Raw genomic sequence first — 17,912 nt, 5'->3', positions numbered from 1 at the left:
CTTCAGACCCGGATCATAGCATAGCGTATCATCTACAGCCTGAAGTTTTTTATTCATTTCCCAGTTTATCGGTCTATGACATCGCGAAACCCGCGACGACATATCCGACGAAAGTAATTGCGGTAACAATCCCAATATAAGGAAGCTGCGCCACCGCGTAATCGACGTTGTTGATTCTACAGGCCGAAGCCGACAGTAGCGTTACGTCGGAATAGAAGCAGGCCTGCGCGCCAAAGCAGGCGGCTGAAATAATGGCGCCCAGCGTGAGGGGAATGCTCGCACCGCAAGCAACCGCCATGGGCAGGATAATTGGCGTACAAACCGCTGGAACGCTCCAGATATTTCCTGTCGCAAAGCATACCAGTCCGATGAGGATAAAGGCAATCGCGGGCAGCCATGCCGCGCTCATGTACGGCCCCGCCACATCGATCAAATAATCCGGCAGGCCGATCAGATCAATGGAATCTCTGTAGAACAGCGAGGTAACCAGCACTACCGCTATAAACAACATATCCTCAAGTCCCTTATAGCATGCGTCGCAGAATTTTCCGATACTCATGATTCTTGTGGGAACAAACAGTACAAAGCAGGCAAAGATACCGCAAGCCACGCCGTAAAGAATGTCATCCAGCCATAAAGTTACAGCAATAACCACAATCATCGGCACTGCGAACGCCCACAGGTGTGGCTTGATCTCCTTTTCTTCTTTCTGACTGTCATCTGTGATAGCCCCCATGACTTCGCCCAGCTCATCGCCCTGGTTCTGCATATTACTGGACGGCGGCCACAGCTGACCTGTCTCTTCCACTCTCTTGTAAGCCTTTTTGATACCTCCCAGTTTCGGCACGATTCCCAAGATTACCAGCAGTACGAAGATAACGCATAGGAAGGGGTAGAAGAAATAAGGCATGATGTGATAATAAATATCCATGGCGCTGCTTCCTACTACAGCCGCTTCTTTCTGCTGTTCAAATACGCCCGAAAAGAATACGACCCATGCGGAGATCGGAATGATTAAGCATACCGGCGCTGATGTAGTGTTAATAATATAGCACAGCATTTCTCTCGGCGTTTTGTGTTCGTCCGCGAGGCTAATCACGCAGTTCGCGGTAACCAAGATACTCAGATAGTCGTCGATAAAGATAATGATACCGCAAATCCAGGTCAGCAGCAGCACCTGTTTTTCCGTTTTGATATATTTCCGCGCCAAATCGACAACGGCCAGCGCGCCTTTTGACTGACGCAAAAGCTGCACAAAGCATCCGAAGAGCAGGCAGATAATAACAATATAATTGTTATCTCCGTCGCAGGTTGCTTCCAACAGCGCGTCCATCATAGGCATGAAAAAAGATGCCTTGTAGTAGAAGATATATCCCAGCATACCCGACAGCATAATGCTCAGGATACATTTCTTGGTCACCAGCGCGAACACCAGAAAGCTCAGCGCCGGTATCAGTGTAAGAATTCCCAAATTTGTTCCATCCATTGATTTTCCTCTCCTAGTTGTGATTTTCCCTATTTGTCTCCCAATACTTCCACACTTAAATTTATCTCATTTTGAAAATAAATTTCGATTTCTGTCAGGCGCTCTTTTGCCGGCTGCTCAAAGGCTTCCTGCTCGCCGCCCACATTTCTTTTCTTGCTTATGCCAAAGTTGTGATAAGGCAGCAGATTCACCCGCCGAATCCCCAGTTTCCTGTAAAATTCCCCAGTCCGCCGGATCATCTCCTCGCTGTCGTTTACGCCTTTTATCAAAGGCATCCGCAGAATCAGCTTTCCACTCGCGCGGCTGTCCGTTGCCAGCATTTCAAGATTTTCCAGGATTCGTTTATTGCTTACGCCCGTATAGGCTTTATGTACTTCATCATCTATAGCTTTCATATCATAAAGGATGTAAGCCACATTCTCTTTGCGCGCCATTGTCATGAGCGCCTGGGAATCGCCGTATCCCGATGTATCCAGGCACACGCTTATTCCGCGGCGGCCCGCTTCGTCGATGAGCCGTTCCGCGGCTTCCGCCTGCATAAGGAGCTCGCCTCCGCTAATGGTAAGTCCGCCCCCTGTGTTGTCATAAAAACCCTTATCCTGTTTATAATGGACGGTTTCCGAAAGAAACCGAACCTATATTTATACAGGAACGTTTGCGATTGCAAACGCTACCTTTTTCTTGTTTTCCTGCTTACTCTTTCTTTTTCAGGCAGGTTTCAAATAGAACAACCAGTTCGGTATCCAGGCGCTGATTCTGCAGGGTCCGTCAAGAGGCCCGAAAGAATCTATTGAGCGTCTGGATGCCAACTGGTTCCTGCAGGCCGCAGGTGAGCGGACTGCAGCTAGTAGTCATTTCGCCGGCATAGCTCCCGCTTTGCGAAATACCCATTGAAGGTTTGCATGTGCAAACCAATCCTTTTTTTCGACGAAAAAACGGCTTAAAGCCGTTTTAAATGTTCGATTTGATATTCATGATATTCGCAGATTAAATCTGCCTTTTGGATTACCTCATATAGTACCCAGGAACGCTGTTTTTGTTCTTGTATGGCCTGATTTTCATAGGTTCCCGCCATTTTCATTTAAGAAACTGCTCTCGTTCTTTTACGGCCGCATAAAACAACCGTTCCTCTATTGTTTTTTTCTTTTTTTCCTTTTCTATTGTTTCACATTTTATGAGTGAATAGGTTTCTCTTTCATATGGAAAGAGTTCCTTGAATCCCTTTCCGATGGCCTTCTCCATATTTTGCGCCTTGACAAAAATCGAAAAACGCTCTCCCTTTTTCTTTCCTTTTTCTTTCCAAGTTAATTTATATTTCATAGTATTTTCCTTTCTGCCGGATTTACCGCTCCGGCGGACGGAAGTATATGACTTCATTTTGAAAGGTTACAGATGGCGGATATGCTTCCTCAAACGGGTTGAGATTCTCCACAATTAAGGAAAATTGGCCTTTGCAGAAACAGATTTCTCCATCCGCTTTAAAAATTTCATCCCACTGAAGTTCTTTGATTGCCTCAAAAAAATAATTGTCTTTTTGCGTTGTGGATTCGTATGCTTCCTTTAATTTTTCAAGCAACGCAGTTTCTTCTAATTGGAACATTTCTTTTCTCCCTTCCGGGGGCTTTATGCCCCCAATTTTAAAGTTTTATCTTCTTCTCCGTGGAATTTCCCGCTTGTCCCGTACATTCCACGGATTTCATTCATACTGTACTCTTTTTTGCCCCATCTCTTATAGCCTTCAGGGGCTTTGTACCACATCTTTTTTTTGCTATGCCACCGGAACCCTAGAGCCTTGATGGCTTCTTTATGTTCCTTTGTGTTGCCGCTTAGCCAAATGAAACAGCCTATAACTTCTATTTCGACTCCCTGCATTTTAATCAGCTTGTCGATGATGTCCTTAAATTCTTCCGCTGTTTCCGGATTTTCTTTCGTGTAGGTTTCCCCTTCTTTGTTCTTGTGCGTATCCTTAACCTGTGCGAAAAGTTTGTCATATTCGTTATTAATTGCTTTCATGACTTCCACATCGCCGCCCCTGTCCGGGTGGTTCTGCAATGCCAGTGTCCGGTATTGCCGTTTTAAATCTTCCAACGTTCCAATTCCTTTAAAAAATATTCCGTTTGCCATATTCCATTCCTCCTTTTTGGTGAGCCCTGCGGCTCGTTTACCTGATAGCGGCGCAGGATATTTGAAAGGAACCCATTTCCAGGTGGAGACGAATTCTTTTTTCGAGTGCTCTTTTCGAAAAAAAATTCGTACTACCTGGAAATGAGAGACTGGAAAACATACAATGCCGGTTCAGGTGAACGGGCAAAGAATCTGACAGAGTTTGGTGCCCCCAAACTCTGTACTGCTTTTTTATGAACGTTTGCATCTGCAAACGCTTCCTTTTTTCTCTGGTTAGACGCTCTTTGTTCCAGAAGGTTTCAGAAACAGAAGTCAGTTCGGTAGCCAGGCGCTGATTCTGGAGGGTCCGTCAAGAGGCCCGGAAGAATCTAGTGAGCGCCTGGCTGCCAACTGGTTCCTGCAGGCCGCAGGTGAGCGGACTGCAGCCGGCTGCTTTTTATACTTCGTTTCTCAAACTTCAATCGCGGGTTTGCGGACGCAAACCGGTCCTTTTCCTGGTATCGGCAAAGAAAAGGCCCACATACTTGTGGGTATGGGGCCTTCACCGATTATACATCATAATTTGCGACAATCTTTAATTGTTTCGTACGGATATCGTAATGATAAATACTGCTTGAAAGAAATTCGTTTTTCGTAATCAGGGTCTGATTCCCTTCTTTTAACATTCCAAGTAATTCCTCCACTTGACAGTCCTTTTGTGGAACAGCCATAAATTCATGAATCGATGTCGGAAGGATATAGAAATTTTCCTTTATTTTCTCTCCAAGAAATGCCAGCGTTTCCGGAAAAATCAGAGCGGTTGCTCCCCACTCTCTTGTCGCGCTTGTTACAGCATAGAGCATTTCGCTTAGCCGCATGACCTCAAAAGAAAATTTTTCTTTTGTATTCTTCATTGCAAGGTCATGGAGTTCTTCTGAAGCAAGAGAGAAAACTTTCACCAGATCGTCTGTCAGCAACATGGTTCCCATTCCACTTTCATCTTGTCTCAAGATATACCGATAAACACAGGCTAAATCCTGAAAAGGAGTATAAGGAATGTTTCGAAGCAGTTCCTGATTTTGCTTCTGAGAAATCAATTCTATTATGATGTTCTCCTTTTTCAGGCTCTGTGAGAATGGATCCACAATTTTTCTGGTGTATCTCTGGAGCAGATATAAAATTGCTTGCATTGCCTTCTGAAAATCCTGATCCTGTTGGAAAATTTCATAAAAATCTTCCAGATAGATATTGGGGATCGCCAGATTCTCTGCTTTTTCAGGTCGAACCATCAGGGTTTCTTTTTTCATGTTGACTTTATAGACGATCTTTTCCTGAATCATCCAATCCGGATACTGTTTCCTCAGTTCCTCTTTCACCTTACTTTTAAACTCTTCATACTTCATTGTTCTTCTCCTCTCTGCGGTTTCTACCGCTCTACTGGTTTTGTGAGTATCAAGTGTTTGTTCACTTGATAGCAGCGCAGGACAGGGGGCGGAGCTGTAGGGGAAGGTGGAGACCGGAACTTTTTCGATCGCTTTTTTGCAAAAAGTTCCGGTACTACCTTCCCGGAAGGCTCTGAACCCTGTACCATGCGATAGCAAGTGAACTATGAAGCTTCTTCTTTGTCTCCTTTTTATCTCCCCGCTCTCTCTTATTTTCTTTGGATGATTTCTTTCCGCTTCCTTTTTGGAATAGCTCTTTTTTGTGCCGCCAGCGATGCACGTTTTCAAACGTGCATCGCTGGTCTTCCAGTCCCGCCCTTCTGCGGCTCCTGGGACGCGTTCGGTCGCCAGGCCCTCTTTAGATTTCTCCGGGCCTCTTGACGGACCCTCCGAAATCAGTTCCTGACGGCCAGAACGCGTCAGGATAGTGGGAACCGTAACGCAATCCTTAAAAAGGAGAACCAAAAATCGGAACCAGTCCCGCTCACCTGCGGCTCCTGGGACACGTTCCGCCGCCAGGCTCTCTTTAGATTTCTCCGGGCCTCTTGACGGACCCTCCGAAATCAGTTCCTGGCGGCTGGAACGCGTCAATAAAACACAATCCTAAAACCCAGACCTCAAAAAAAACTGGAGCAGAAATCTGTTTTTTATGGAACATCTACCGACATCCATCCGTTCCTGATTGCTTTCCTCCTGATTCTAATTCTTTTGCAAATGATAGAAAGAAAAAAAGTTCAAAAACCATATTTTATTTTTCAGGAATGAAAACGCCTATCGTTTTCCATTATTTCCCACCTGTTTAAATCGGTCGCTTTTGCACGCTGCAAAAGCCTCCTTGTTTTTCCTGATATGGAAAAACTCTGTCTTTGAAGCTACCTGTTACAACCACTCCCCCGGATCCTTTATTCCCATTTTGACAAAATAAAAAAGCTATCCGCATTTCACGCAATAGCTTTTTTATTTTGTCAAAGTCTTACTTTCGATTTCTTCGGGTTCTGTTCTTTTTACTAGTATTTCATTTTTATTCTTTTCTTTCTCCGTTATACTTTATATGAGAGATAGCGACACATCTCTCTGCTTGTTCGATGCCTGCTGATTCATCAGCAGGCATCTTCTAACTTGCTACAAATCTCCAAAAAATCAGGTTCGCTTAACTATTTAAGACGATCCATATAAAATGGAATTTCATAAGAAAAAAACGCAGACGACTGCGTTTTTCCTTCATTAAAGCTCCCCGATCGCTCGCAAGCTGCTGTAGGTGCCTTCTCCAATGATCACATGATCACAAACCGGAATGTCCAGCAAAGCACCCGCATCCCGCAGTCTTAGAGTGGCATTGATATCTCCGATACTGGGTGTTGGATCGCCACTTGGATGATTGTGAATCAGACAGATTCCCGCCGCATTACATAAAAGCGCAAATTGGAATACATTGCGTGGGGATACCGGAGCTTCGGAAAGACTTCCGATGGAAGTAACCTGATATCCAATGACCTCTCCTTTGGTATTGACTGCGATTACAAGGAAATGTTCATTGGGATAACGGTCCATTCTGCACTCTTTGACCGCAAAGTGATATAGATCATTCGGATTGTGAATTGAATAAGGTGTCTCGGTAAGAATCTTCCTCTCTTCCTCCAGCATTAACGTATACTTTTTACACTCGGTTATCATAATTCTGCTCCTTTCTGTGAACACGCCTGTGCGTTTCTTTGATAGCGGAGCAACACCGAAATGGGACGCAGAATGGAAGGTGGAGATTCGACCTTTTTCAGGTTCTGAAAAAGATCGGATACAACCTTCCATGACGCGGCGCAGTTCGGTATCCTGTCCGAGCAAAGGAACAGAACCACCTGCAGTTATTCAAGCATCCCGAAAATCTCCTGGAAAATGCCATGCAGCGTCACCAGAAGTGGCTCCCTGGTCTGTGGATAGACCAGAGATAAAATTCCGATGGCAGAAAGGCAAAGAAGCAGCACACCGGTCAGAATCCGGAGCAGAGACGACAGGGTTTTCACCGTAAATTTGGCCATATTACTGGTTTCTTTAATGACAACCTGTGCGGATTCGTCCTCATATTTTGCGTGCAGCCGCTGCTGCTCTTTCTGAAAATCCTGTTTTTCCCGAATGGTCCTCGCGGCTTTTTCATATTTTCCCATGACGTTTTTCCCCTTTCTTTCTTCCAAACAAACGTCTCCGGGACGCTTTTTCCCTTCCGGTGTCGGGTTCCTTTTTTTCCTCCAGCGGAAGTATTTTTTCGTATCGTTTCAGCGCGGAAAACACAAAGGGTTCTGGCGTCCACTCTGCGAAAAAACAGCGCTTTGCGTTTTCTTTCTCACTTCCACTGATTTGAATTTGCTCCATCAGTCCCAAAAGGTCTTCCTGATCTTCTTCCGGAACAAAAGAAAAAATCAGACGGGCATCTTCATAAAATGGATTCTTCGCGATTTCTTCCATGTCATCCAGTTCCGTGGGCGCCGCGCCGCAAACAAAAAATTTGACATCCTCTTTAACAAATGCCGTTTTATTAAAATCCGGATCCGTATATACTCCATAATCGTAAACATAATAATCGTATCCTTGCTTCAGTACTTCCGTAATTTTATCTTGCCGATAGAACAAGTCGACGGACATATAGGAAATCATTCCAAGGTCTTCATTCTTCCGATCGATCGTATCCATCCAGTAAGCAACCTTTTCTACATAGCCACTGCGATTTCCACCCTGGCCCTGCTGCGGATAGCAGATACTGTTCATCTGCATATAGCACGCCTTATACCCTTTCAAATTCAAATACTGCACAATCTGCAGAGCCTGGGTGGTCGTTCCGATGCGGTGACAAGCACCGCAGACGCCTATGGTTTGAAAATGCTGCAGCTGAATCTGTTCTTCTTCCTGCAGCTGCAGCAGGTTCTTTACCTCCTTTCGCTGGTTGCCTTCATAATAGCCGTTCATGTTTTTTTCCAGCTGGTCCTTCATTTCCGTTGGATTTCCGGCGACAATAAACTTTTTCAGATCCCGGTCAAACAGGGTTCGGCACATATGACTTTCCGGAAGAAATGCCGGAACATAAGCCAATACTTCGGCATTGGTCGCAGCCTGCAGGCTGCGCATTTCATCCGCGATTTCTTCTGCAGAATTCGTGTACTGTTCCAGGTCAAAAATCAGAAATTCGCATTTATTTCCTTTCGCGGCAAACAAAATTTCATTGACCTGTCCCCGGATATCTCCTCTGGCAGGGATATAAGTAAACGCGTATCCCCGTTCTCTTGCGACTTCCTCCGCGAACCAGCCGGATGTTTTCTCTCCAATAAATATGATTTGTTGCATCGGTTTTCTCCCTTTTAAATGGTCTTTTCTTTCTCTTTTAGCAGTCGGTTTTGTTCCTGCAGCTCCCGGATCGTTTGTTCCTGCTCCTGGATCCGTTCCCGCGCGGCCTGCTCTTCCGCTTCTACGCTGTGAATCTGTTCCTGCGTTTCAAGTTGTTCGGTTTCTGTTTCAAATTTTAATTCACTTCGCAGATCCCGAATGGTCTCTTCCGCTTCCGAAATCGTCTGTTTCTCCGCTGCAATCCTTTGTTCACAGCTTTGGATTTCCTGCACATGAATTTGAATCGTTTGTTCAATCACTTCTCGTTCATATTGCCGCGGCGCCTGCTCTTCTATTTTTTTCACTCTATGGACAGCTTTTCTGGTCGTATAAAATCTCCCCAGTTCTCCGGATTCATTCATCGCGGATGCCTTGGACTCCGGCAACCTCATCTGCAGAGATAGTTCCGCCCATTTACGCGGAAGGTTTTCCAGGTGCAGAACAACCAGATCCGCTCGCTCAATTACAGGGGTTGCGGTCACCATCCCCTGATTCCGCTCCATCACGCGGTAGGTATAATGTTCGATTCCATCAATCGCCTGACTGTCAATTTCCAGAATCACCTCCATGTTCTGTTGTGTTTCACAATAATCCCATTTCATCAGCCGGATCGTCCGATTTTCCGCCTGCTGTTCTTCCCCGATTCTGCTTGCCGTCACTCCCGAATAATCCGGGGGCATCCAGAATGGAGAAGAAAAGAAAAACAAATAACCGCCTACTAAAACAAACAGGCACACATGCAGAAATCGGGCCTGGTACTGCTCCAGCTTTTGTTTATTTTGCAGCAACAGAACTTCTTTCATCTTTCGATTTTTCCACATTCGATTTCTCCTTCCTCACTCAATAATAGGTAAAGGTATAGGTGCCGGTTTGCCGATCATACACCGCATCCAGCGGCGTCTGATCCGGATTGTTCAGAGTAAAGCTGAAAATCCGAATCTGCTGGTTGTAGTCATCCGTGACGACATTTGTACTGATGGCTCTTGTAACATCCGTATAAAAATCCTCCTGAATCAGATAGTCTGTTAACTCCTCTTTCAGTTCCTGCAGATCCGGGACACGCTTTTTGGTTTCCGGCTCCATTTGAATTTGAAGGTTCATTTTTTTGGCCGCCTGTTTCGGATCCACGTCACTTGCGTCATTGGCAAGAGGCAGCTCGGTTTCCGTCGTGGTACCTTCGGTCTGAGAAGGGGCTTGCTGCCCCTTCCCGGTATAAATGGCCATCCCGATTACCAGGACAGCCGCAAGCAGAAGGCTGATTCCCAGCCACTGCTGTTTCTTCCATGTTTGTTTTTTCATGTCCGCTCCTTTTCTATTTCGGTTGCTTCACATAGTTCAGGGGATCGACGTACGTTCCCTTGGACTGCACCTTAAAATCCAGATGATTTCCGCTTGAGGTTCCAGTCGTTCCCACTTTCCCGATTTTTTGCCCCTTGCTGACTTTCTGTCCTGCTTTCACCAGCATTCCGTCTCCGGGTCGCAGATGACAATAACGGGTTTTGGTTCCATTGTGATGATCGATATAGATGTTATTTCCCATTGCGCGGTTGAATTCGGCGGAAATGACCGTTCCACCATCCGCCGCTAACACGGCCGTTCCGGATGGAGCGGCAATGTCAATCCCCTGATGAAAGGTACTGGCGCCTGGAACTGGCGCACTTCGCGGCCCAAAATAGCTTGTAATGGTCCCTTTTATGGCCAGTGGCCACTGCAGGGTTCCGGTTGCGTTTCCGTCTCCTTCTCCGAAATGTTCTGCTTCTTCCAGGGTCATCTGATCAAATCGATAGAGATCGTAACGCTTCATCAGCGCTTTCAGTTTTTCTGGGTACTGGGTATCCGTTGCGTATCCGGCTTTCCAGATCGCAACCGCCCATTCATCGCTGGTTGTTTTTCCGGCGGTATGTGCTTTATAGCGGGGCGTAATCAGAAGTTTCGCATGATCCTCAATACTTTCCTGCACATTGTGGTAGACCCGGAATTTCGCGGCCACAACATAGGAGCTGCCATCCGCGTGCTGCTCACCCGTATAATAGGTCTTCGAACCGGCGGGCCCTTCTCCTTTCATTCCAAAAAGATTATTACACTCATAAGCAAGCGAAGACAGGCCGCCCGGTTTATTCCCGCTGCTCTCCAGAATAATTTGCGCAAGCGTCAGGGCTACGGGAACCCCATATTGATCCTGCGACTGGATTGCGCCGATCACCATTTCCTTTGTCAGGGGTTTTGGCAGCCCTTTCAGAAGAGACTCATCAAGCGACACCGAATCCCCGCTTCCGGAAGCAGCCGCCGCGAGAGAGGCAACCACCGCTCCAATGATAGAAAGCGCCAGGAGGGCGGTAAGAAAAAGGCTGCCTGCCACCTTTACGACTTGCGCTTTCATTATACGCCCCCTTTAAATTTGGGCTTTTCATTCACTTCGTCCAGATAGACATGCAGCTTCAAATTCCGTTCTCCTTCAATGGCTAAAATGACATCGCCCATTCCAAGTTTCGGGATTTCCGCCCGCTGATAATAAGTCAGCACATTGTTAAAGGCGCTGTCTAAAAGAGGCAGCGCATTGCTGCTCTGATGCATCAGAAACTTATATTGGGTCAGTTCAAAGACGGTTTTCAGCTTGTCAATATGCTCGGATTCTTTCCCCTCCGGTACATAGTCTCGGATGGATTGCGACGCCAGCATAATTCCACCGAAGTATTTTCGCGCTTCTCGCATGTAAACGGTAATTAAATCCAGCAAATGCGGTTTTTTCGTATTGATCCATCGATGGCTTTCATCAATCAAAATTAAAAACCGGACGACATCCTCAAAGGAAATGGCTCCGGTTTCTTCTTTTTCTTTCATAATGCTTCCATTTGCCACACAGTTATCCCAACAGAGCGACAACATGTTAAAGAGCTGCGAGTCAAACACGGCACTGCCCAGATCTTTAATCGTAGAGATATCAAATGTCACAACTCGCTGGTCGATGATATTGTCAATCGAGGTATGGCCATTGAATATATGGCCGTAATTGTCGGTAATATTGGTAATGGTCTTCTGGATTTTCATCAGGCTCTTCAGTTCCGTTTCCAGCATAACCTGCTTCAGCCCTTCCGATTCTTCCACGACCGTTTCCCGGATTTCCGTCTCGATAAAGCGTCGCAGATCCGAAAAAATCGGATACTCCCTGGCGGAAAGTCCGGTAATCCGCTCCCGCAGTTCCGGCACCAGTCCGAGGGACCGATAGAACCGGCGCAGCAGATTCTGCAGATCAATCAATTCGGAGTCCGACGCGTCTGGAACGTGACAGCGGTAAAAGGTGGTAAGCTTGGCAATGTGCCGGGTGAAACTGATCCGTTCATCCTCTCCGGCCTGTAGAATCTCCAGGGGATTCAGCATCCCTTCCTTCCCATCGCATCGGATCACCTTTCCGCCAAAATCTTCGGTAATCATCGAAAATTCTCCGCTGACATCAAAGGTCCGGACAAAATCTTTTCGCGCCGCGCGCGCGACCAGCCGCTTCTTTAACAAAGTGGATTTTCCGGCAGACATATCTCCAATGGCCACGGAATTATAGTGTTTTCGAGTGTTACTCTTAGCGAATTCATCAAAAATTACATTCCCGTTGCAGGGCGTCCATCCCAGGAACGTGCCAAACTCATCCTGTAAATCGGAAAAATGAAAGGGATTGCCTTTTGCAATCAGAGAGGCATTCAACGGGTGCGCATCGACATAAAAAGGCTGCTGATGCTGCACCCGGTAGGGCTGGTATAGCGACTGCCACTCTCGTTTTTCCTCATTGAGCATCACGGTTGCGGCGTAAGAATCCGCATACAGTTCTTTTTCCAGCTTCGCATACCGCTCCTCCAGGTGAACCAGAACCGGATCGGATAGGATAATCCGAAAATGCACTCGTTTCATGGTATCCCCCATGCTGTCCAGCTCCTGGTACAGCTGGGCCAGTTCTTCTCTCCGTTTACTGGCGTCGTAAGCTTCTGCAAAGTTTTTGGAATTCCGCTGCCTGCTGAGCTGCTCGCTCAGAGACTTGTTGATGGTCTGCTTCATTTCCGCGGTATCCTCGGTATGAATATCAATCGTGGTAATGGCTCCCTCTATATTACAAAGCTTTCGCAGCCAGAATCGCCCCAGAGAATCCGGCAGCTCGTAGATGTGCAGGATTTTTACATACCCGTCTCCGGTCTTGATCACACCAAGTTCGGAAAACGTGATGCCGCCCTGGGGCTGAATCCGGGAAAGCAGCTGCAGATCCTGTTCTTCCGCCTGCAGCTCTCCCCTTCCCCATTTTCGTGATGGCGCCTCGGAAAGGTTCTTTCGCCCCCGAATCGGCGTATTCATATTGTTCATTTTAAACAAAATCTGGTGCTTCTTTTCTGCAGAAAGAAACTGAACCAGTCCATCCCGTCCGGTCTGAAGTGCTGCGATAATCGTATTCCGATGGTTGTCCAGCGTATCTGCAGAATCTGCAAAATACATCAGAAAAAATTCTTTTTTACTGGTATGGCGGTCAAGCTTCTGTAATTCGGAAATGGAAAGCTGCAGCCAGGCCCGCTCCCGCGGGTGATTGGTCTGCTCCATTTTTGCCTTTAAAAACGCCTGATTGACCGAAGTATTGACCGGAAAATTCATAGAAATCAGCTTCAAATCATCCGCATACAGATTCAGGAACCGTGTCAGCTGTCCACAGTCGAATTGAATGTCGTCCTCCGGCGCGTTGACGAGATCTTTACTCTGAATCGCAATCAGATCCAGGTAGCTTCCATCCGATAAAACGTAACAATCCAGATCGGAATCATAGCGCCGAATCGGAAATACATTCAGCACGTTTTTTCGGACCTCCTGTCGCTTTTTCTTCCTTTGCCTTTCTCCGTTATTCTTCCAAATATGCTTCATCTTCCTGCAGCTTCCTCCTTTCTTCTTCAATGCAGAGACTGTGATAGACGGCCGTATCGCGCTTAATCAATAAGAACAGACTTTCATAGTTCCTACGCCTTCGATTGACGGTGCTTCTTGCAGTCAAAAAAATAGACATGCCAAGAGAAAACAGCAGATAAAACGGCTTTAACATGCTATGGACCGCACCCATCAGCGCAAAGGCAAGGGCCATATAAAAGATGACAAAGAAGACGTCTGTCACCCAGAGTTTTCCTGTCACCGTTGGCTTCGATTCCAGCTCTTTGACCACGCGGCTTGGTTTCTCATTCATTCGTATCCTCCCCGTTCTTTAAATCTCGGATCAGCTCCTGGTGATTAACCTTACTCTCAGTAAGACTTGGACTTGTTCCCGTTCTTGTCCGATCCGGACGCGAGCCTTCCAGGTCCGTCTGAACCGTCGAATTCTGCATCGGATGCCCACTTCCGGTTTCTTCTCCCTGCGGATCTGCGGAAAAACTTCCTGCCGTTTCTGCCGGATGTTCCCCCACTGTTTGCGTGGAACTCAAATCTCCTTCCGATGCACTCCGATCTTCCTGCATAAAGGAATACGCGTCTGGATCGGATTGGGGATCCGGGTGCTGCCCCTGTCCGGATTCCGCGCCCAGGTTTCCACCTTCCGACTGCTGTGCCGGATCGTCCATACCGTGTTCCTGCCGCTCTTCGGATGTCGCATCCCCCATTCCTTCCGCACCGGGATGCACGGATTCACCGGCCCCATCGGGCGATTCTTCCATGGACTGGGCACGCTGCTGTGCAGCCTGGGCCCAGCGGGACGCGCGATGCTCCTGCATCAGAACATTTCCTGCCATACGAGCCGGAGCGGTTGCGGTATGAACGGCACCTTTTGCCATCGTATAGGCTGCCATCATACGAGCAGTCGAACTTTTCAGACCTGCATCCATACCCAGCAGTTTTTCCACCAGGTTCGGCCCGTCAATGACGCAAAAGGCAACAAACAAAATTAAAACGCCCTGTACAAAGGCGCTTTCCGTTTTGGATTGTATGAAAGCCGCGAACAGATAGAAAAAACGGATACAAAGGGTTGTCATTAAAAGCAAAATATAACTGTCCCGAATAAAGGTCAGGATTTTTCCAATCTTTTCACCACCGGAAAGCTCCGCGGAATATAAGGTGGCAAGCAGCCGGGAAACTGCAAGCTCCCAGACCACCCGTACACATTTATAACTCATAGCGACGTACAAAATGATAATCGCAGCTAGTTCTAAATAGGAGAGAAAGAAATCGAACTTGTAACGGAAATAGAACTCATTAAAGGCATCTGCATCTCCGTCACTGTTCCAGCCGAACCCGTTGTACACGTTCCGGATTTGATACTGATCCAGTCCGGTTTCCTCCGAGAGCGGCACCAGTTTTTTCTGTAAAATGGTCTTCGCTTCTCCGTCTTTATGAAACTCGTAATCCGACTTGTAATTCATCACTTCGGTATAATCGATCATCCAGAAGTTTTTTTCCGAAATTTGCGGATGATAGATTTTTTGATCCGGATCGGAAAAATTCAGGTTTTTCATTCCCACCTTCTGATCCATATAGAGCAAATCAATCAGGTTATTGCTGACAATATCGTATACGCCGTCAAAGGGCTGTCCGCTGACTTTCACCGATTCAATGCCGGTTTTAATATCCTGCACAATCGTGTTCATCTGCTGAAAGATCACCGTAGAGCTGGTCACGCATAAACAGGCGATGCAAAGATTGATCAGAAACTTCGGCTTTTTCTCATGGGTCGTGATGAGAAGAATCCCTAACGCAAACAGCGACACCACCATCAGCACGACAAACAACGGCTGAAACTGGCGGATATAGGAGTTCAACGTTCCCCAGGATGTGAAATCCACCAGTCCAAACGAAATATCATATAAGGACTGGCATTGATCCGCGATCCATACCAGTCCTTTTAAAATCAACCAGCCGATCCAGCGAACGACATTCCCCATAATGGAGTTGGAAATGAAATAATCGCTGTTGTTTAAAAAAAAGGTTTCCAGCTGTGTATCGGTCATTGGCTCCTCCTTAATTCTTTTGTGATTTTTTGTTCAATTTCTTTTCTTCCCCGTGGTGATAGTACCGGAATGGTTTTCACCTGTCGCAGGAACTGTTCCGGCGCCTGCGTTCCGGAAAGCGCGTACCGCCGCTCGTAGTCCATACCGGCTTCCTGCTGCAAAATCCGATGAATTTTCGCGTAATACTGGGATTGCTGCATTTGTGAAACGACCGTTCCTTTCGACTGTTTCAGCTGCTGCAGTACCCGCTCCGGATCATAAACCCTGCGTTCAAAGTGGATATGTTCTCTGCTTTCGTCATTCACATCCTGCAGGTGGATGGTATCCGGATCTGGGAAGGTATCTTTTAAATACTGATTCCGATACATCAGCGCCGTTCCGCGCTTTCTCCGGTTCCAGTCCAGCTGCAGACGAAGCTCCTCGGAGAAACGCACATAGCGTTCTTCTTTTTGCAGCCAGTATTTGTCTCGCAAGAAAAGGCGTTTATATAAGACAAAAAAGAAAAACCCGGTTTTTCGTAACATTCCAGGCGGATCCGCATACTCATTGATAATCGGATACCCCTCAATCGAACATCCGATGTTATCGGTTCGCTTAATCCCACGGAGCAGGACGCTTTCACCTTCTTTTAACATTGCCAGCTCTTCCGGAAACATCAGCGGCTTTTCCGTCGGCGTTTCCATATAGCTTTTCTTTAAATCAAATTTTCCACCGGTTCGCTGCAGTTCAATCACCGTTTGCTTTCCCAGCATTTCCGAGTATTCTTCCGCGCTGCCATCATTCATAGTTTTAATGTAGATCTGGTTCATACAGTTTTTCTCAATCGTCTTTGCCTCTTCCTGGTATTTGGCTCGGAACTGTTCATAACTCTGAATCCAAAAATCAAACGATAATCCCAGCCCCAGACTGGCTGTTACAAATCCAGACAGATTTTCGATCTTCGGAAGCTGTCCGGCTTCATCAATTAGAAACCGTACGTTTCGTTTCAACCTGCCGGTTGCTCCAGGTTCTTTGGTAAGCTGGCTCAGATACTGATTCATCTGACTGATAAAGGTGGAAATCAGGAAGTGATTGCTTCGATCTTCTGCAGCACTTCCCATGAAGATTGCAACTGGCTTTTCTCCATAGCCAATCTCCCGAAAATCAATCGTATTTTCTGCGGTAAGCTGCGCGATGGAATCCAGAGAAAAAATTCCCAGAGCCGACTGCATGGACATAAATACGCTCCCTTTTGTTCGATCTCCGGTGTTTTTAATGGTACTGTACAGCGCCGCCGCGTAATCCAGCTTTCCACGGGAATTGAAATACTCGTCCAGAGCCGTCTTTGCTTCCTTTTCAAAGGCTTCTTCGTTTTCACCGGCTTTGCTTTTCGCCCGGTCACACAGCTCCCGGAAAAAATTCAGGCAGGAATAGCAGTTTGCCTGGCGCTCATAAAAGGCCAGCGGTTCATAATCTTCGGTATCCGGAATCCAGTGAACCTGTGCGTCCAGTACCGGTTCTACTTCCAGATCCAGTTCATCTCGATTTACGCGTTTTTTCCACTGCCGTTTCCGCTCCTGATAGAACCGGATCGCGACTTCCTGCTCCTCTTTGGAAAGGTTCTGATATGCCTGGACTTTCTGCGCAAAGACCCTTCTGCGCTCCACATCCAGCTTCTGATCGTCTTCGATGCAGTCCGATGCGACGGCTACCATCAGGGCCGTAAACAGATCCGTTGCGGTGTCTCTCCAGACCGGATCTTGTCCACCTGTACTTTCCTCCGTATGAAAGACCGAAAAGGCAAAGGAACGAGCCGCCTGTTTCGCGTTCTCTTTTCTCCCCGCCTTATAATGCGCAATCACCAAAAACATCGGGTTATATCCCATAGAGTGCAGGGGATCATCCAGGTTGAGAAGATGAACGAGATAGCCCCGCTTCTCTAACGTCCGTTTACTCATTTTAAATAACTCCAGCTTCGGATCGTTGATGATAAGCGAAGGACGATCCTCGATCCGTTTCGCGCGGGAGCAAATGTCAATGGCAGAGATGACGTACATTTCTCCTTTCCCGCTTCGTGTGACACCCAAATACAGGTTGTTGCTGGGAATGTCATCGATATATAAGAAATTCTTGTACCGGGAAACCAGCAGCCCTGGCTTCCCCGGATAGAACGTATCTTTCATGGGAATTTCCTTATACTGCTGCCGGATTTCCGGAATCGTAGTCCAGCGCCGGGTTCCTTTCTGTCCATGGTTAATCGTCTTTTCCGAAAAGGAAACACGAATCTGATAAGCAAGACAGGCATCGAGAACGAGCAGCATCCCTAATATAACCAGATACAGATACGGCAGCACCCCCTGCCCCTGATCCAGATGAAACCACAGGTTCTGCGGCCCAAAGTAAGTGAAAGGATGCTCCGTATCCTGGGAATAGGCTTTCAGTTGGTATAGGCTATTGATGATATAGTTGCATCCAAGCAGAATCCCCAGATCCAGACTAAGCAAAAGAGCCGGTATCACCCAGCCCTTTGCGAGAAACCGGTTCAGCGGCATGGTTTCATTCTGATTCTCACATCGCATT

The 17,912-nt window shown here is 46.9% G+C and carries 17 protein-coding genes; all 17 read right to left on the bottom strand.

The window, feature by feature from the left end; all coding sequences use genetic code 11:
* Nucleotides 1-73: 73 nt before the first annotated feature.
* The 17 genes from H9L42_RS00385 to H9L42_RS00305 all read right to left on the bottom strand — a co-directional run bounded on the left by H9L42_RS00385 (nt 74) and on the right by H9L42_RS00305 (nt 17,911).
* Nucleotides 74-1,486 (bottom strand): Na+/H+ antiporter NhaC family protein, encoded by a 1,413-nt coding sequence (locus H9L42_RS00385; protein ID WP_187301488.1) that lies wholly within the window; start codon nt 1,484-1,486, stop codon nt 74-76.
* 29 nt (nt 1,487-1,515) lie between these two features.
* Nucleotides 1,516-2,046 (bottom strand): radical SAM protein, encoded by a 531-nt coding sequence (locus tag H9L42_RS00380; protein WP_187301902.1) that lies wholly within the window; start codon nt 2,044-2,046, stop codon nt 1,516-1,518.
* A 380-nt stretch (nt 2,047-2,426) separates the two neighbouring features.
* Nucleotides 2,427-2,567, bottom strand: a complete 141-nt coding sequence (locus H9L42_RS00375; protein WP_187301487.1) for a hypothetical protein — start codon at nt 2,565-2,567, stop codon at nt 2,427-2,429.
* Nucleotides 2,564-2,806 (bottom strand): hypothetical protein, encoded by a 243-nt coding sequence (locus H9L42_RS00370; RefSeq protein ID WP_187301486.1) that lies wholly within the window; start codon nt 2,804-2,806, stop codon nt 2,564-2,566. Before H9L42_RS00370 ends, H9L42_RS00375 begins: the two co-directional genes overlap by 4 nt.
* A gap of 22 nt (nt 2,807-2,828) precedes the next feature.
* Nucleotides 2,829-3,086: a hypothetical protein gene (locus H9L42_RS00365; protein WP_187301485.1), complete on the bottom strand. Its 258-nt coding sequence runs from the start codon at nt 3,084-3,086 to the stop codon at nt 2,829-2,831.
* 23 nt (nt 3,087-3,109) lie between these two features.
* Nucleotides 3,110-3,610, bottom strand: coding sequence for a molecular chaperone DnaJ (locus tag H9L42_RS00360; RefSeq protein ID WP_187301484.1), 501 nt, complete (start codon nt 3,608-3,610; stop codon nt 3,110-3,112).
* A gap of 548 nt (nt 3,611-4,158) precedes the next feature.
* Entirely contained in the window at nt 4,159-4,992 is an 834-nt protein-coding gene (locus tag H9L42_RS00355; RefSeq protein ID WP_187301483.1) for a DUF5688 family protein, read from the bottom strand.
* A 1,263-nt stretch (nt 4,993-6,255) separates the two neighbouring features.
* Nucleotides 6,256-6,705 (bottom strand): JAB domain-containing protein, encoded by a 450-nt coding sequence (locus H9L42_RS00350; RefSeq protein WP_187301482.1) that lies wholly within the window; start codon nt 6,703-6,705, stop codon nt 6,256-6,258.
* 185 nt (nt 6,706-6,890) lie between these two features.
* Nucleotides 6,891-7,190, bottom strand: a complete 300-nt coding sequence (locus H9L42_RS00345) for a hypothetical protein (RefSeq protein ID WP_187301481.1) — start codon at nt 7,188-7,190, stop codon at nt 6,891-6,893.
* Nucleotides 7,177-8,361, bottom strand: a complete 1,185-nt coding sequence (locus H9L42_RS00340; protein WP_187301480.1) for a hypothetical protein — start codon at nt 8,359-8,361, stop codon at nt 7,177-7,179. Before H9L42_RS00340 ends, H9L42_RS00345 begins: the two co-directional genes overlap by 14 nt.
* 14 nt (nt 8,362-8,375) lie before the next feature.
* On the bottom strand, nt 8,376-9,221 hold the full coding sequence (locus H9L42_RS00335) for a hypothetical protein (protein WP_187301479.1): 846 nt from the start codon (nt 9,219-9,221) through the stop codon (nt 8,376-8,378).
* A gap of 19 nt (nt 9,222-9,240) precedes the next feature.
* Entirely contained in the window at nt 9,241-9,699 is a 459-nt protein-coding gene (locus tag H9L42_RS00330) for a hypothetical protein (protein WP_187301478.1), read from the bottom strand.
* 13 nt (nt 9,700-9,712) lie between these two features.
* Complete coding sequence (locus H9L42_RS00325; RefSeq protein WP_187301477.1) at nt 9,713-10,780, bottom strand: peptidoglycan DD-metalloendopeptidase family protein; 1,068 nt, start codon at nt 10,778-10,780, stop codon at nt 9,713-9,715.
* Nucleotides 10,780-13,290, bottom strand: coding sequence for a VirB4 family type IV secretion system protein (locus H9L42_RS00320; RefSeq protein WP_187301476.1), 2,511 nt, complete (start codon nt 13,288-13,290; stop codon nt 10,780-10,782). Before H9L42_RS00320 ends, H9L42_RS00325 begins: the two co-directional genes overlap by 1 nt.
* Nucleotides 13,268-13,603, bottom strand: coding sequence for a DUF5592 family protein (locus H9L42_RS00315; RefSeq protein WP_187301475.1), 336 nt, complete (start codon nt 13,601-13,603; stop codon nt 13,268-13,270). Before H9L42_RS00315 ends, H9L42_RS00320 begins: the two co-directional genes overlap by 23 nt.
* On the bottom strand, nt 13,596-15,353 hold the full coding sequence (locus tag H9L42_RS00310; protein ID WP_187301474.1) for a pLS20_p028 family conjugation system transmembrane protein: 1,758 nt from the start codon (nt 15,351-15,353) through the stop codon (nt 13,596-13,598). Before H9L42_RS00310 ends, H9L42_RS00315 begins: the two co-directional genes overlap by 8 nt.
* Nucleotides 15,350-17,911, bottom strand: a complete 2,562-nt coding sequence (locus H9L42_RS00305; protein ID WP_187301473.1) for a type IV secretory system conjugative DNA transfer family protein — start codon at nt 17,909-17,911, stop codon at nt 15,350-15,352. Before H9L42_RS00305 ends, H9L42_RS00310 begins: the two co-directional genes overlap by 4 nt.
* Nucleotide 17,912 lies beyond the last annotated feature (1 nt).

It is taken from the genome of Zhenpiania hominis, from assembly GCF_014333425.1.
Lineage (GTDB): Bacteria > Bacillota > Clostridia > Peptostreptococcales > Anaerovoracaceae > Hominibacterium > Hominibacterium hominis.
The sequence above is the reverse complement of the archived record's forward strand: the minus strand, read 5'-3'. Positions and strand labels throughout refer to the sequence as shown.